This window comes from Bacillus sp. z60-11 (assembly GCF_046464135.1).
GTDB lineage: Bacteria > Bacillota > Bacilli > Bacillales > Bacillaceae > Bacillus > Bacillus sonorensis_A.
In genome coordinates this window covers 345,445-361,798 of the sequence record NZ_JBIYSN010000002.1, presented here as the reverse complement: position 1 = coordinate 361,798, position 16,354 = coordinate 345,445, and the positions used below count along the sequence as shown (strand labels likewise).

16 protein-coding genes are annotated in these 16,354 nt (G+C 47.8%); 15 read left to right on the top strand and 1 reads right to left on the bottom strand.

The annotated features are described in order from the left end of the window. Positions 1-105 precede the first annotated feature (105 nt). The 9 genes from lepA (at position 106) to mtaB (ending at position 11,196) form a co-directional block, all read left to right on the top strand. On the top strand, positions 106-1,944 hold the full coding sequence (lepA, locus tag ACINLD_RS08640; protein ID WP_026587927.1) for a translation elongation factor 4: 1,839 nt from the start codon (positions 106-108) through the stop codon (positions 1,942-1,944). A gap of 58 nt (positions 1,945-2,002) precedes the next feature. Continuing rightward, on the top strand, positions 2,003-3,142 hold the full coding sequence (gene hemW, locus ACINLD_RS08635; protein ID WP_077736400.1) for a radical SAM family heme chaperone HemW: 1,140 nt from the start codon (positions 2,003-2,005) through the stop codon (positions 3,140-3,142). Positions 3,143-3,222: 80 nt separating this feature from the next. Then, positions 3,223-4,254 carry a heat-inducible transcriptional repressor HrcA gene (gene hrcA / locus ACINLD_RS08630; protein ID WP_026587925.1) on the top strand — a complete coding sequence of 344 codons (1,032 nt, stop codon included), beginning with the start codon at positions 3,223-3,225 and terminating at the stop codon, positions 4,252-4,254. An 80-nt stretch (positions 4,255-4,334) separates the two neighbouring features. Beyond that, entirely contained in the window at positions 4,335-4,922 is a 588-nt protein-coding gene (gene grpE / locus ACINLD_RS08625; RefSeq protein ID WP_026587924.1) for a nucleotide exchange factor GrpE, read from the top strand. A 23-nt stretch (positions 4,923-4,945) separates the two neighbouring features. Continuing rightward, entirely contained in the window at positions 4,946-6,778 is a 1,833-nt protein-coding gene (gene dnaK / locus ACINLD_RS08620) for a molecular chaperone DnaK (protein ID WP_077736401.1), read from the top strand. A 181-nt stretch (positions 6,779-6,959) separates the two neighbouring features. Further along, positions 6,960-8,087 (top strand): molecular chaperone DnaJ, encoded by a 1,128-nt coding sequence (gene dnaJ, locus ACINLD_RS08615; RefSeq protein ID WP_077736402.1) that lies wholly within the window; start codon positions 6,960-6,962, stop codon positions 8,085-8,087. A 23-nt stretch (positions 8,088-8,110) separates the two neighbouring features. Beyond that, positions 8,111-9,046, top strand: a complete 936-nt coding sequence (gene prmA, locus ACINLD_RS08610) for a 50S ribosomal protein L11 methyltransferase (protein ID WP_026587921.1) — start codon at positions 8,111-8,113, stop codon at positions 9,044-9,046. 24 nt (positions 9,047-9,070) lie between these two features. Beyond that, positions 9,071-9,838 carry a 16S rRNA (uracil(1498)-N(3))-methyltransferase gene (locus tag ACINLD_RS08605; protein ID WP_026587920.1) on the top strand — a complete coding sequence of 256 codons (768 nt, stop codon included), beginning with the start codon at positions 9,071-9,073 and terminating at the stop codon, positions 9,836-9,838. Between the two features lie 2 nt (positions 9,839-9,840). Next, positions 9,841-11,196 (top strand): tRNA (N(6)-L-threonylcarbamoyladenosine(37)-C(2))-methylthiotransferase MtaB, encoded by a 1,356-nt coding sequence (gene mtaB / locus ACINLD_RS08600; RefSeq protein ID WP_026587919.1) that lies wholly within the window; start codon positions 9,841-9,843, stop codon positions 11,194-11,196. A 91-nt stretch (positions 11,197-11,287) separates the two neighbouring features. Here the strand turns inward: mtaB and ACINLD_RS08595 are convergent, their stop codons facing one another. Next, positions 11,288-12,223 (bottom strand): Na/Pi symporter, encoded by a 936-nt coding sequence (locus tag ACINLD_RS08595; RefSeq protein WP_077736403.1) that lies wholly within the window; start codon positions 12,221-12,223, stop codon positions 11,288-11,290. Between the two features lie 185 nt (positions 12,224-12,408). Between ACINLD_RS08595 and rpsU the strand changes: the two genes are divergently transcribed. The 6 genes from rpsU to yqfC all read left to right on the top strand — a co-directional run bounded on the left by rpsU (position 12,409) and on the right by yqfC (position 16,342). Beyond that, a complete protein-coding gene (gene rpsU / locus ACINLD_RS08590; protein WP_003183654.1) occupies positions 12,409-12,582 on the top strand; it encodes a 30S ribosomal protein S21 in 174 nt (57 codons plus the stop codon). Between the two features lie 14 nt (positions 12,583-12,596). Then, positions 12,597-13,043: a GatB/YqeY domain-containing protein gene (locus ACINLD_RS08585; protein WP_026587917.1), complete on the top strand. Its 447-nt coding sequence runs from the start codon at positions 12,597-12,599 to the stop codon at positions 13,041-13,043. Between the two features lie 144 nt (positions 13,044-13,187). Further along, complete coding sequence (locus ACINLD_RS08580; RefSeq protein ID WP_035428196.1) at positions 13,188-14,513, top strand: NfeD family protein; 1,326 nt, start codon at positions 13,188-13,190, stop codon at positions 14,511-14,513. Positions 14,514-14,537: 24 nt separating this feature from the next. Beyond that, positions 14,538-15,530 (top strand): flotillin-like protein FloA, encoded by a 993-nt coding sequence (gene floA, locus ACINLD_RS08575; RefSeq protein ID WP_026587915.1) that lies wholly within the window; start codon positions 14,538-14,540, stop codon positions 15,528-15,530. 29 nt (positions 15,531-15,559) lie between these two features. Continuing rightward, positions 15,560-15,997: a hypothetical protein gene (locus ACINLD_RS08570; RefSeq protein ID WP_026587914.1), complete on the top strand. Its 438-nt coding sequence runs from the start codon at positions 15,560-15,562 to the stop codon at positions 15,995-15,997. A 63-nt stretch (positions 15,998-16,060) separates the two neighbouring features. Further along, positions 16,061-16,342: a sporulation protein YqfC gene (gene yqfC, locus ACINLD_RS08565; RefSeq protein ID WP_026587913.1), complete on the top strand. Its 282-nt coding sequence runs from the start codon at positions 16,061-16,063 to the stop codon at positions 16,340-16,342. Positions 16,343-16,354: the final 12 nt, after the last annotated feature.

The window sequence follows — 16,354 nt, the reverse complement described above, 5'->3', positions numbered from 1 at the left end:
AAAAACAGAGCACCGGCCACAAGGCTGTCACGTATTGAATCTTCATAACCCTATTGATATAATCTAAGCTAGCGCATGTTGCGTTTCATAGTAGGAGTGATAAGTGTGACAGACAAAGACAAACGATTGCAAAGACAGTCGAGAATCCGGAATTTCTCGATTATCGCCCATATCGACCACGGAAAATCAACCCTGGCTGATCGAATATTGGAAAAAACGGCGGCAATCACTCAAAGAGAAATGAAAGAGCAATTGCTCGACTCGATGGATTTAGAACGCGAAAGAGGAATCACCATTAAACTGAACTCCGTACAGCTCAAATATCAAGCAAAAGACGGAGAGGAATATATTTTTCATCTGATCGATACCCCGGGACACGTCGACTTCACCTATGAGGTGTCAAGAAGCTTGGCCGCCTGTGAAGGCGCGATTCTTGTCGTTGATGCCGCCCAGGGGATCGAGGCGCAGACACTGGCAAACGTCTACCTTGCCCTCGACAACGACCTCGAAATCCTGCCGGTCATCAATAAAATCGACCTGCCGAGCGCTGAGCCTGAGCGCGTCCGCCAGGAAGTGGAGGACGTCATTGGTCTTGATGCTTCGGAAGCCGTCCTTGCCTCGGCAAAAGCCGGCATCGGAATTGAAGAGATCCTTGAGCAGATCGTTGAAAAGGTCCCAGCTCCAAGCGGCGATCCTGATGCGCCTCTGCAAGCTTTGATTTTTGATTCGCTGTATGATGCCTACAGGGGTGTTGTCGCCTATATCAGGGTAGTGCAGGGAACGGTGAAGGCCGGTCAAAAAATTAAGATGATGGCGACCGGAAAGGAGTTTGAAGTCACTGAAGTCGGGGTGTTCACACCTAAGGCTGTTCCGGTTGACGAATTAACGGTCGGCGATGTCGGCTTTTTGACCGCTGCGATCAAAAACGTCGGGGACACTCGTGTGGGGGATACGATTACAAGCGCGGAGAACCCTGCGCCGGAAGCATTGCCAGGTTACAGAAAACTGAACCCGATGGTCTATTGCGGACTGTATCCGATCGATACAGCGAAATACAACGATTTGCGGGAAGCGCTCGAAAAACTTGAGCTCAATGATTCATCCCTGCAGTATGAAGCTGAAACATCGCAAGCCCTTGGATTCGGTTTCCGCTGCGGTTTCCTTGGGATGCTGCACATGGAAATCATTCAGGAACGGATTGAACGCGAATTTAAAATCGATCTGATCACGACGGCGCCGAGCGTTATTTATGACGTCTACATGACAGACGGTGAAAAGATCATCGTCGACAACCCGTCAAATATGCCTGATCCGCAAAAGATTGACCGGGTAGAGGAACCGTTCGTCAAGGCGACGATGATGGTGCCGAACGACTTTGTCGGAGCGGTCATGGAGCTGTGCCAAGGCAAACGCGGCCAGTTTATCGATATGCAGTATCTTGATGCAAACCGCGTCAGCATTGTTTATGAAATCCCGCTGGCTGAAATCGTTTATGAATTTTTCGACCAGCTCAAATCGAATACGAAAGGCTATGCATCATTCGATTATGAGTTAATCGGATATAAACCGTCCAAGCTTGTGAAAATGGATATTATGCTGAACGGCGAAAAAATCGACGCCCTTTCCTTTATCGTTCATCGCGATTATGCGTATGAGCGCGGAAAGGTCATCGTCGAAAAGCTGAAGGAATTGATTCCGCGCCAGCAATTTGAAGTGCCGGTTCAAGCTGCCATCGGCACAAAAATTGTCGCCCGTTCAACGATCAAGGCGATGCGGAAAAACGTCTTGGCGAAATGCTACGGCGGAGATATTTCCCGAAAGCGCAAATTGCTAGAAAAGCAAAAGGAAGGAAAGCGAAGAATGAAACAGGTCGGTTCTGTCGAAGTACCGCAGGAAGCCTTCATGGCTGTCCTGAAAATGGACGACAGCGGCCAGAAATCATAAATCCTTTTTCGCCGCAGCGTAACAACTGCGGCTTCTTCCTGTAAAGAAGGTGAAAACGATGAAATCAGCATATATCCATATACCGTTTTGCGAGCATATATGCCATTATTGCGATTTTAATAAATTTTTTATTCAGAGCCAGCCTGTTGACGAGTATTTGCGTTCGCTTGAGAAGGAAATGGCCAATTCAATGGAAGAAGCCGGACATCCGGAGCTAAGAACGATCTTTATCGGCGGGGGAACGCCGACATCTTTGTCAGCCGGCCAGCTTGAACAATTGCTTGATTCAATCCGCAACATTTTAAAGCCGTCTGAAAACATGATCGAATTTGCAGTGGAAGCCAATCCCGACGATTTGTCGTCTGAAAAGCTGAACGTCTTGAAAGCCGCGGGTGTCAACAGGCTGAGCTTTGGCGTCCAAACGTTTGAAGACGAGCTCTTGGAAAAAATCGGCCGGGTCCACAAGCAAAAGGACGTGCTCGTCTCCTTTGAGAGAGCGAGGAGCGCCGGCTTTGACAACATCAGTCTCGATTTGATGTTCGGCCTTCCGGGGCAACAAATCGATCATCTCGCCGCTTCACTTGACACTGCGCTCGCGCTCGGCGCCGAGCATTATTCGGTTTACTCGCTGATTGTCGAGCCGAAAACCGTCTTTTATAATTTGATGAAAAAAGGCCGTCTCCACCTCCCGCCGCAGGATCAGGAAGCCGAGATGTATGAGCTTGTCATGAACAAGATGGCTGAAGCGGACATCAGCCAGTATGAGATCAGCAATTACGCAAAAAAAGGCTGTGAAAGCAAGCACAACCTCACGTATTGGAACAATGAAGAGTACTTTGGTTTCGGGGCGGGCGCACACGGCTATATCAATGGAAAAAGGACCGTCAACGCCGGCCCTGTCAAGCATTATATCGACCTGATCGACAACTGCGGTTTTCCTTATAAAGAAACGCATCAGGTGACACGAAACGAACGGATTGAAGAGGAGATGTTTCTCGGTCTCCGCAAAACCGCCGGCGTCAGTAAGGTGAGGTTTTTTGAAAAATACGGAGAAGCGCTTGACAGCCTCTTTCCTGAAGTGCTCCGCACGCTCGAAGAAAAAGGGCTGATCCAAAACACGAGCAAAAGCGTGTGTTTGACACATCATGGAAAACTGTTGGGAAATGAAGTGTTTCAGGCATTCTTAGGTGAGTTATAATTGACATTTTGATTGCGGTTTGGTAATTTTGATATACAATTAGCACTCGTTGTCTGAGAGTGCTAACAGGGGTGATATGGATGTTAACAAATCGTCAGCTGTTAATCTTGCAGGTCATCGTTAATGATTTCATTCGTTCAGCTCAGCCGGTTGGATCAAGAACGCTATCTAAAAAGGAAGACATCACATTCAGCTCGGCCACGATCAGAAATGAAATGGCCGACTTGGAAGAGCTCGGTTTTATCGAAAAAACACACTCTTCCTCAGGCCGGATTCCTTCTGAAAAAGGCTACCGCTACTATGTGGATCATCTGCTTTCTCCAGGGAAGCTGAGCCAAACGGATTTGCGATTAATTCATTCCATTTTCAAAGAGAAAATCTTTGAACTTGAAAAAGCCGTTCAGAAGTCAGCCCAAGTATTATCTGACCTGACGAATTATACATCGATTGTCCTCGGTCCAAGACTGAGCGAAAACCATTTGAAGCAAATTCAAATTGTACCGATTCAGCCCAATAAGGCCGTTGCCATTCTTGTGACGAACACCGGCCATGTCGAAAATAAAACGATTAATTTTCCGGCCGAGGTCGAACTGTCAGATCTCGAAAAGCTGGTTAATATATTAAATGAGCGCCTCGCAGGCGTGCCGATCTCTGAACTGAGAGACAGGATTTTCAAAGAGGTTGTCATCTTTTTGCGGTCGCATATTCAAAACTATGACCAAATCCTGCAAGCGCTCGGCGCTACATTTGATTCCTCAGTCCATACCGACCGGCTGTTTTTCGGCGGCAAGATTAATATGCTGAATCAGCCCGAATTTCACGATATTGACAGGATAAAATCACTCTTGTCGCTGATCGAGAAAGAACAGGAGATTCTGAGGCTCTTTCAATCGACGGAATCCGGAATCACCATTAAAATCGGTAAGGAAAATGACTATGAAGAAATGGAAAACTGCAGCCTGATTACCGCGACATATACAGTCGGATCAAAACAGATCGGCTCGATTGCGGTCATCGGTCCGACGCGGATGGACTATTCGCGAGTCGTCGGCTTGCTTCAGCACGTATCGTCTGACTTGTCAAAAGCGCTGACTAGTTTGTATGATGGGTAAGGCAGTATTAGCAAACACCGAAGAAGGGACTGCTCCCTTCTCTTCATCATGAAACGAACCTTTAAGGGAGGTGAACACAGATGGCAGAAGAAAAACAAAATCAAGAAGAACGAATGGATCAAGAAGAACTGAACCAGACAGAGGCGGAAACAGCCGAAGCAGAGGATGCGGCTTTGGAAGCCGATGACCGGACAGAAGAAAACCAAACTGTGGAGCTTGAAAAACAATTAAAAGAGCTTCAAGAGAGTCTTGAAGAAAAAGAAAATAAACTTTTACGTGTTCAAGCAGACTTTGAAAACTATAAAAGACGTGCCCGTCTTGATCTTGAGGCAGCGGAGAAATATCGTTCACAGCGCATCATCGGCGATTTGCTTCCGGCGCTTGACAACTTTGAACGCGCCCTGCAGATCGAGCCTGACAATGAGCAGACGAAAAGCCTGCTGCAAGGGATGGAAATGGTGCACCGTCAAATTTTGGAGGCCCTTAAAAATGAAGGGGTTGAACAGATTCCTTCAGTCGGCGAACAATTTGACCCGAATCTGCACCAGGCCGTGATGCAGGTTGAGGAAGAAGGTTACGAATCCAATGCAGTCGTTGAAGAGCTGCAAAAAGGCTACAAACTTAAGGACCGGGTAATCCGTCCTTCTATGGTAAAAGTAAATCAATAACTACATAGCAGGAGGTTTTGAACATGAGTAAAGTTATCGGAATCGACTTGGGAACAACGAACTCATGCGTTGCAGTGCTTGAAGGCGGAGAGCCGAAAGTCATCCCAAACCCAGAAGGAGCCCGCACGACTCCGTCGGTTGTTGCATTTAAAAACGGAGAACGCCAGGTTGGTGAAGTGGCGAAACGCCAATCCATCACAAACCCAAATACAATCATGTCAATCAAACGCCACATGGGAACCGACCATACGGTTGAAATCGAAGGCAAAAAGTACACGCCTCAAGAAGTGTCCGCCATCATCCTTCAGCATTTGAAATCCTATGCTGAAAGCTATCTTGGCGAAACTGTATCAAAAGCGGTTATTACCGTTCCTGCATACTTTAATGATGCAGAGCGTCAAGCGACAAAAGATGCCGGTAAAATTGCCGGACTCGAAGTTGAGCGGATCATCAACGAGCCGACTGCAGCTGCGCTTGCCTACGGTTTAGATAAAACGGAAGAAGATCAGACGATTCTTGTATACGACCTTGGCGGCGGTACATTTGACGTTTCGATCCTTGAACTGGGAGACGGCGTATTTGAAGTCCGCTCTACAGCAGGTGACAACCGCCTTGGAGGAGACGATTTTGACCAAGTGATCATTGATCATCTCGTCTCAGAATTCAAAAAAGAAAACGGCATCGACCTTTCAAAAGATAAAATGGCGCTTCAGCGCTTGAAAGATGCGGCTGAGAAAGCGAAAAAAGACCTTTCCGGCGTATCTTCTACACAAATCTCACTGCCGTTTATCACAGCGGGAGACGCAGGTCCGCTTCACCTTGAACTGACGCTGACCCGCGCGAAATTTGAAGAGCTTTCTTCACACTTGGTTGAGCGCACAATGGGTCCTGTCCGCCAGGCGCTTCAAGATGCAGACCTTTCTGCAAGCGAAATCGACAAAGTCATCCTTGTCGGCGGATCAACTCGTATCCCAGCCGTTCAGGAAGCGATCAAAAAAGAAACAGGAAAAGAAGCGCATAAAGGCGTAAACCCTGATGAAGTCGTGGCTCTTGGTGCGGCGATCCAAGGCGGTGTCATCACAGGTGACGTAAAAGACGTTGTCCTTCTTGACGTAACTCCGCTGTCACTTGGTATTGAAACAATGGGAGGCGTGTTCACGAAGCTGATCGAGCGCAACACGACAATCCCGACAAGCAAATCCCAAGTGTTCTCAACAGCGGCTGACAACCAGACAGCGGTTGACATTCACGTCCTTCAAGGTGAGCGTCCGATGGCTGCCGACAACAAAACGCTTGGACGCTTCCAGCTTACCGACATCCCGCCGGCTCCGCGCGGTGTGCCGCAAATCGAAGTATCTTTTGATATCGATAAAAACGGTATCGTTAACGTAAGCGCAAAAGACCTTGGTACAGGCAAAGAGCAAAACATTACGATCAAATCTTCTTCAGGCCTGTCCGATGACGAAATCGACCGCATGGTCAAAGAAGCTGAAGAAAACGCGGAAGCGGATGCGAAGAAAAAAGAAGAAATCGAGCTTCGCAATGAAGCCGATCAGCTCGTTTTCACAACTGAAAAAACGCTCAAAGACCTCGAAGGCAAGGTCGACGAAGCGCAAGTGAAAAAAGCGAATGAAGCAAAAGACGCGTTGAAGAGCGCAATTGAGAAAAATGACCTTGAAGAAATCAAGGCGAAAAAAGAAGAATTGCAAACGATCGTTCAGGAGCTTTCCATGAAGCTTTACGAAGAAGCGGCTCAACAAGCTCAAGCCCAGCAAGAAGGCGGAGAAGCGAAAAAAGCGGATGACAATGTCGTAGATGCTGAATATGAAGAAGTGAACGACGACGATAAAAAATAAGAAAAATAGAATGACTGTGCGGCTCCGTTCCGCACAGTCATTATGACCTTACAGGCGCGAAAGTCAAAGTCAGGATCTCTTGGCTTTGACTTTTTTCTTCCCAGGGGACAAAAGGAATTGAAAAAACGTAATTTGAAATGATACAATCTAATTTATGTGAGAAAATCGGGAGTGTGAAAAGATGAGTAAGCGTGATTACTATGAGGTGCTTGGGGTAAGTAAGAGCGCTTCGAAAGATGAGATAAAAAAAGCTTACCGCAAGCTTTCTAAAAAATATCACCCTGACATTAACAAAGAGGCCGGAGCGGCTGAGCAATTCAAAGAAGTCAAAGAAGCCTACGAAACACTTTCTGATGACCAAAAACGGGCGCATTACGATCAGTTCGGCCACACCGATCCAAACCAGGGATTCGGCGGCGGCGGCTTCGGTGGCGGCGACTTTGGAGGCTTTGGGTTTGACGATATTTTCTCAAGCATATTCGGCGGCGGCACAAGACGGAGAGACCCGAATGCCCCGCGGCAGGGAGCGGATCTGCAATACACGATGACGCTGTCTTTTGAAGAAGCGGCCTTCGGAAAAGAGACGACGATTGAAATCCCGCGTGAAGAAACGTGTGACACATGCCGCGGTTCAGGAGCAAAACCCGGTACAAAACCGGATACATGCTCACACTGCGGAGGATCAGGCCAGCTGAACATGGAGCAGTCCACACCGTTCGGCAAAGTCGTCAACAGAAGAGTATGTCACTACTGTAATGGAACGGGCAAACAAATCAAACACAAGTGTTCAACATGCGGCGGCACCGGAAAAGTGAAAACACGCAAAAAAATCAATGTCACCATTCCGGCGGGTGTGGATGACGGCCAGCAGCTGAGGGTCTCCGGACAAGGTGAACCTGGGGTGAACGGAGGACCGTCGGGTGACTTATTCGTCGTGTTCCGCGTTCAGCCGCACGAATTTTTCGAGCGCGATGGAGACGACATTTACTGTGAAATGCCGTTGACCTTTGCACAAGCGGCGCTCGGAGACGAGATCGAAGTGCCTACTCTTCACGGAAAAGTGAAGTTAAAGGTGCCTGCAGGAACGCAAACGGGTACGAAATTCCGTTTGAAAGGAAAAGGCGTTGCCAATGTCCGCGGCTACGGCCAGGGCGATCAGCATATCGTTGTCCGCGTCGTCACGCCGACGAATTTGACGGAAAGCCAGAAAAATATTCTCCGCGAATTTGCTGAAGTAAGCGGAAATATGCCAGATGAACAGGAAATGAGTTTTTTTGACAAAGTAAAGCGCGCATTTAAAGGCGATTAATGATTGGATGAGGAGTTGGTAGTATGAAATGGTCCGAAATCTGCATTCACACAACACATGAAGCGGTTGAGCCCATCTCGAATATTTTGCATGAAGCTGGCGCAAGTGGAGTGGTCATCGAAGATCCGCTTGATTTAATCAAAGAACGTGAGAATGTGTACGGAGAAATCTACCAGCTCGATCCAAACGATTACCCGGATGAAGGGGTCATCATCAAAGCGTACCTCCCGATCAACAGCTTTTTGGGAGAAACGGTGGACGGAATCAAGGAAACGATCAATAACCTGCTGTTATATGACATTGACCTTGGGAGAAATAAGATCACCATCAGCGAAGTGAATGAAGAAGAATGGGCGACGGCGTGGAAAAAATATTATCACCCCGTCAAAATTTCCGAAAAGTTTACGATCGTTCCAACCTGGGAAGAGTACACGCCTGTTCATACGGATGAACTGATTATCGAAATGGACCCTGGAATGGCCTTCGGCACGGGGACGCACCCGACGACCGTTCTTTGCATCCAGGCGCTTGAGCGGTATGTAAAGGAAGGGGATTCAGTCGTCGATGTCGGCACGGGAACGGGCATTTTAAGCATCGCTTCCGCCATGCTGCGGGCAGGCAGTGTCGAGGCGTACGACCTTGATCCGGTAGCTGTAGAAAGCGCCCGCCTGAATTCAAAGCTGAATAAAGTCAGCGGCCAGATCGCCATCAAACAAAACAATCTGCTCGACGGTGTCGAGGGAGAAAAAGATGTGATCGTCGCCAATATTTTAGCTGAGGTGATTTTGCGGTTTACAGAACAGGCGCACAGCCTGTTGAAAAAGGACGGCTACTTCATTACTTCAGGCATCATTCAGCAGAAAAAACAGGAAGTGAAAGACGCCCTTGTAAAAGAAGGATTCAAAATCATTGAAGTTCTTTCGATGGAAGACTGGGTCAGCATCATTGCCCAAAAATAATCGTTAGTAGGTGTCAAAAAGCGTATGCAACGATATTTTATCGAACAAACAAAACAAGAGGTTCAAGCGGAACCTATGCTCTCCATTCAAGGAGAGGACGTTCACCATATCGTCAATGTGATGAGAATGTCGGCCGGCGATCACGTCGTTTGCTGTGCCAAAGACGGGCATGAGGCCAGATGCCGAATCGAGTCATTATCAAAAGAAGAGGTTGTGTTGAGCATTGTCGAGTGGACCGGTGACAATCGCGAACTGCCGGTTCGGGTCCACATTGCAAACGGCCTGCCGAAAGGCGATAAACTGGAATGGATCATTCAAAAAGGGACGGAGCTCGGCGCAAGTTCATTTATCCCCTTTGAAGCGTCCCGGTCTGTTGTCAAGCTTGATGATAAAAAAGCAAAGAAAAAACGGGAAAGATGGGCGAAAATCGCCAAAGAAGCTGCGGAACAGTCCCATCGAAACATCGTTCCTGAAGTGGCCGCCGTCCATACTTTTCAAAGCTTGCTGAACAGCCTTGAGGGTTTCGATAAATGTGTCGTTGCATACGAGGAATCATCTAAACAGGGTGAGAAGAGCCGGTTTCAATCCGCGGTCAAAAGCCTGCCGGAAGGTTCTTCGGTGCTCATTGTATTTGGTCCTGAAGGCGGATTTTCAGAAGCGGAAATCGAGGCGCTTAAAGAAAAAGGAGCCGCCGCCTGCGGTCTCGGTCCGAGGATATTAAGAGCGGAAACAGCCCCGCTGTACGCGCTGGCGGCAATTTCTTATCATACAGAGTTATTAAGAGGTGAATAACAATGGCAACCGTTGCATTTCATACACTTGGCTGCAAGGTCAACCATTATGAAACAGAAGCGATCTGGCAGCTTTTCAAAGAAGCCGGCTATGAAAGAAAAGAATTTGAAAGCACTGCTGATGTATATGTGATCAATACGTGCACCGTGACCAATACGGGCGACAAAAAAAGCCGACAGGTGATCAGACGGGCAATTCGCCAAAATCCCGATGCCGTGATTTGTGTGACGGGCTGCTACGCTCAGACGTCTCCGGCGGAAATCATGGCCATTCCGGGCGTTGACATCGTCGTCGGCACTCAGGACCGCGAAAAAATGCTTGGATATATTGAGCAGTATCAGGAAGAAAGACAGCCGATCAACGGCGTCGGCAACATTATGAAAGCAAGGGTTTTTGAAGAGCTTGACGTTCCCGCGTTTACAGACAGGACTAGAGCTTCTCTGAAAATTCAGGAAGGCTGCAACAATTTCTGCACATTCTGCATCATTCCATGGGCGCGCGGCCTGCTTCGCTCCCGCGATCCGGAAGAAGTCATCCGCCAGGCGCAGCAGCTGGTTGACGCCGGATATAAAGAAATCGTCCTGACCGGCATCCATACCGGCGGATATGGAGAAGATATGAAAGATTATAACTTTGCACAGCTTTTGAAAGAATTGGACAGCCGTGTGAAAGGCTTGAAACGAATCCGAATCTCCTCTATTGAAGCGAGCCAGATCACCGATGAAGTCATCGAGGTGCTGGATCGGTCCGATAAAATCGTCAGACATCTGCACATTCCTTTGCAGTCCGGTTCAAACAGCGTGTTGAAGCGGATGAGACGAAAATATACGATGGAATTTTTCGCCGACCGTTTAACAAAGCTGAAAAAAGCTCTTCCAGGGCTTGCGGTCACATCAGATGTTATCGTCGGCTTTCCAGGGGAAACGGATGAAGAATTTATGGAAACGTACAATTTTATTAAAGAGCACAAGTTTTCCGAACTCCATGTCTTCCCGTACAGCAAACGGACCGGCACACCGGCCGCACGCATGGACGATCAGGTTGATGAAAACGTGAAGAACGAACGTGTTCACAAGCTGATCGCCCTCTCAGACCAGCTTGCAAAAGAGTATGCTTCAGACTATGAAGGCGACGTGCTCGAAATCATCCCTGAAGAGCCGTTCACCGAAACAGGCGAAGACAACTTGTTTGTCGGCTATACCGACAACTATATGAAAGTTGTTTTCGAAGGGTCTGAAGACATGATCGGCAAGCTTGTCAAAGTGAAGATTATCAAAGCGGGCTATCCTTACAATAAAGGTTTGTTCGTCCGCATCGCAGAGGATGCGGCGGAGGAGAACATCCGCTTATCCTCTTAATATGAAAAGCCGGGTTCACAGCCATGTGATCCCGGCTTTTTTGCGGATTTACAGACGGCTGCTGCCGCGGTACCACAGTTAGAGCAAAACATTAGCGGGCCTGGCCGTTGTTTGGGATGAGGAACATGATAAACGAATGAAATAAATGGGTCAGCGGCAAAAACAACAGCGAAGTCACAACGTTAAACAGCAGGCTGAAATGGGCGATCTGCTGTGCCGGACTTGCCGAAAGGGCGGAAATAAATCCGGTTAAAGATGTGAGCAGCGGATAGACGGCCGCCACGCCGATCACATTGAACAGCACATGGGCATAAGCCGTTTGCTTGGCGGCGGGGCCCCCTTTGAAAGCCGCCATGACTGCAGTAATGCATGTCCCGATATTGGAGCCGAGGACAACGCTCATCGCCTCAGTCAGTCCGACGACCCCCTGATCCATAAAGCTCATCAGAATGCCAACACAGGCCGAGCTTGAATGTATGATGGCAGTCAGCACCGTGCCGATGACAAGTGCGTAAAGTGATGAATGTTCGACCAGGCGGACGATATAGGCGCCTGAGTCAAGCTGTGACAAGGGAACGGCAAGCCTGCTGAACCCGCTGATGCAGAAAAAAATCACACCCAAACCGATCAGGCTCACCCCGACATGCCGAAAGGGCGGTTTTCTGGTGAGGAAAAGGACCGCGCCAACCGCAAAAAGGGCGAAAATCAAAAATTCCAGCTTTACGGCCAAAAATTCAGTTGTGAATGTGGAGCCGATGTTTGTCCCCAAAATCAGCGGAATCGAGCGTTTAAAAGAAAGAGCGCCGATGCTGACAAACCCGATGACGATCACCATAAATGCCGAACTGCTTTGCAGAACGCCTGTAAACACTATGCTCACCAGGAAAGCCTTCAATGGATGATCCGTAAAAAAAAGCAGGCGCTTTTCAATCTTCTCGAACGTCAGGGAGATCAGGCCTTTTCTCAGCATGCCCATGCCCGCCAGAAAAAGGCTGATCAGCAGCACAAATAAGATCAAGATCAGCATCAGATTTTCGAACAGCCTCCTTTATAAATGTATACAGACAAGCTGCCGAAATGATGACTAAACAATAAAACAATCTCGTTTGGTTGACCTTGCCGAATGCTTATATTATAATGTCAAGGTACATGTTTAAATGTATATCTTTTTTTAAAGCAGTCGATTGGTGTATTCGGAGGGAGGGAAAGAGAATGTCAAAAACGGTCGTTAGAAAAAACGAATCGCTTGAAGATGCTCTTCGTCGCTTCAAACGCAGTGTATCAAAGACAGGTACTTTGCAAGAAGCAAGAAAGCGTGAATTTTATGAAAAACCTAGCGTAAGACGCAAGAAAAAGTCTGAAGCTGCCAGAAAGCGCAAATACTAAAAGAGGGTGGATTTATGAGTCTTCTTGAGCGTCTGAATCAAGACATGAAGCTCTATATGAAAAACCGTGAGAAAGACAAACTGACTGTCATTCGCATGGTGAAGGCTTCGCTTCAAAACGAAGCAATCAAGCTTAAGAAAGACAGGCTGACCGAAGATGAAGAACTGACTGTTCTTTCTCGTGAATTAAAACAGCGTAAAGACTCCCTCCATGAATTTTCAAACGCTAATCGTTCAGATTTAGTAGATAAAGTTCAAAAAGAGTTAGACATTCTGGAAGCTTATATGCCTGAACAGCTGACGGAAGAGGAATTGCTTGCGATCGTAAACGAAACGATCGCAGAAGTCGGCGCCTCTTCAAAAGCGGACATGGGCAAGGTGATGAGCGCGATCATGCCGAAGGTTAAAGGCAAGGCTGACGGCGGCCTCGTCAATAAGCTTGTCAGCAAACAACTGTCTTAAAGAAAAGGACATCTTTCACCATTTGAAAGGTGTCTTTTTTTATGCGCGGTCATAAATAGAAAAGGAGTAAAAATCTGAAACCTTTGATACATTTACAACGTATGTAATGTTAATGATAAAGGAGGAAGGAGGAGTCAAAAATCGGTGCTGTTGAAAAAAAGTAGAATTTTAGTTGCTGTGGCGTGCGGTTTTGTTTTATTCTTATTATTAAGCGTTCATTTGACCGTGAAAGCCGATGCCGATGGAGACAAAGTGTATGTGATCCCGGTCGAAGACACGGTTGAAAAGGGACTCTCAAAATTTCTTGAGCGCTCATTTCAAGAAGCAAAAGAGATGAATGCCAAGCATATTATTTTGGATATCAATACCCCCGGCGGAGCGGTTGACGCAGTCCTTGATATGGCTGATACGATACATAACTCCGACATTCCGGTGACCGCTTATGTCAACAGAAGGGCCCTTTCGGCAGGCGCGTACCTCGCCTTGAATGCAGACGACATTTATATGGCGCCCGGCGGAAAAATGGGAGCCGCGGCGATCATTGATGCAGAGGGAAACGCTGCTGATCAAAAGGCGGAATCTCTGTGGCTGGCGGAAATGGAAGATGCGGCCAAAAAAAACGGCCGTGATCCAAAATATGCGCTCGCGATGGCAGATCCGGACGTTGACGCCAAAGAAGTAGGGGCGCCAAAGGGAGAGCTTTTGACATTGAGCTCTGACAAAGCGTTGAAAGTCGGCTATTCGGAAGGCACGGTCTCAAGCTTTGACGACCTTTTAAAAAAGCTGAATTTAAAAGGGGCCGAAATCGAGCATGCTGAAGTGAGTTTTGCCGAAAAAGTGGCGCGCTTCCTCACACATCCGGTCGTGATTCCGATTCTTCTTTCAATCGGAAGCCTCGGGCTGATCGTCGAACTCTATTCACCGGGCTTTGGAATTCCCGGCTCTATGGGCCTTGCGGCGCTGATGCTCTTTTTCTACGGCCACCTTGTGGCTGGGCTCGCCGGAATGGAAACCCTCCTTCTGTTTATTGCCGGTATCATATTGATTATTTTAGAACTTTTTCTGCCGGGCGGCATCGCGGGAATTATCGGCCTCACAGCCGTTGTTCTAAGTCTCTTTTTAGCATCGGGAAGCGTGACGGTCATGGCCGTCTCGATTTTGATTGCAACCGCTGTTTCGATAGCGGCATCCATTCTACTGACAAGGGTGTTGGGGAAAAGAATGAAATTCTTTAAAAAATTAATATTAACCGACTCTACCAATTCGGAAAGCGGCTATGTCTCAAATGAAACCCGGCGCGATCTGATCGGGAAAACCGGTGTCACATATACACCGCTCAGACCGGCCGGAACGGTTATTATCGGCGATGAACGGCTCGATGTCGTTTCCGAAGGCTCGTTCACCGCAAAGGATAGGAAAGTCAAAGTGGTGAAAGTGGAAGGCTCGCGCATCGTCGTGAGAGAAATATAAACCATACTTTTTAGGAGGAATATTATGGATCCGTCAACTCTATTACTTTTGGTTATCATTGCAGCCGGCATCATTTTATTAGCTGTCTTCTTTACATTTGTTCCGGTGATGCTGTGGATCTCGGCCTTGGCCGCAGGCGTCAAAATCAGCATTTTTACACTGATCGGTATGAGGCTCCGCCGCGTCATTCCAAACCGCGTCGTCAATCCTTTGATCAAAGCGCACAAAGCGGGACTGGATGTAGCCATCAACCAGCTTGAAAGCCACTACTTGGCCGGGGGGAACGTCGACCGCGTTGTCAATGCGCTGATCGCCGCCCAACGCGCTAACATTGAATTGACATTTGCCAGATGTGCGGCCATTGATTTGGCTGGACGCGATGTGCTTGAAGCCGTTCAAATGAGCGTTAATCCGAAGGTTATTGAAACACCGTTTATCGCGGGTGTTGCGATGGATGGAATCGAAGTGAAGGCGAAAGCGAGAATTACCGTTCGTGCAAATATTGACCGCCTTGTCGGGGGTGCAGGCGAAGAGACAATCATCGCCCGTGTAGGTGAAGGGATTGTTTCGACGATCGGTTCGTCTGACAATCATAAAAAGGTGCTTGAAAATCCGGATATGATTTCACAAACGGTCTTGAGCAAAGGTTTGGATTCAGGCACGGCTTTTGAAATTCTGTCGATCGATATCGCTGACGTGGACATCGGCAAAAACATCGGCGCCATTCTTCAAACAGACCAGGCTGAAGCCGATAAAAACATCGCTCAGGCCAAAGCGGAAGAACGCCGCGCCATGGCGGTTGCCCAAGAACAGGAAATGCGGGCCCGCGTCGAAGAAATGCGCGCCAAAGTGGTCGAGGCGGAAGCGGAAGTTCCGCTTGCGATGTCCGAAGCATTGCGCAGCGGAAAAATCGGGGTCATGGATTATCTCAATATGAAAAACATCGATGCCGACACAGATATGCGTGATTCCTTTGGTAAAATGACGAAAGACCAAAATGAAGACGATCATAAATAAACAAGCCCCCGTAAAAAGGAGGGAGCGCATTGCTTGATTTATTGTTCGACAATCCGATCATCATGGCAGTCATCGTCGGAATCATTTCCGTCATTTTCAACAAGATCGGAAAAAATGATGAAAACGAAGAAAATAATCGCAAAAAAGCGCCTGAACAGCGCAAAACAAAAGCGCCGAAGCAGCAGGAAAAGCGCCATCAGACAGCGGAAAAGCCAACTGCAAAGCCCGCTGCCATGAAAAAGAGCAATGACCTCGTTCAGGAGCTTGAAAGAATCAAAGCGGATGCCGAACGGTCGATGCCGGCTGTGGAACGGGCTGTCAAAAAGCAAAGCAAGCGGATGTTAGAGCCGCATGCCGAACGGCTTGACATCAATAAGAAAAGTGTTGTCCAAGGAATTGTCCTCGGCGAAGTATTCGGTCCGCCGCGCTCAAGAAAACCGCATTACACGATGAGGCGCCGCCCTTAAAAATTAAAGTGTTAGAACCCCTTTCTCACTCATACATATGAGATGAAAGGGGGTTCTTTTTTTATGGCGCAAAAGAAAAATCGATTTAAAGCGTGGCTGACAAGAACATTGGAAATTCCCCCTGATGTCATGATGGATCTTCCGCGAATGACGATGATAGGGAGACTTCACATATATATCGAGAATCATAGAGGGCTTTTGCTTTTCAGCGACCGTGAAGTAAGGCTGCTGCTGAAGCAGGGGCAGTGCATCATCCAGGGCAAGGACTTTGTCATTAAAACGATCCTGCCTGAGGAAATTTTGCTTGAAGGCACGATAGAGCTCGTCCGCTATATCGATTCATAAGTCAGGGGGAAG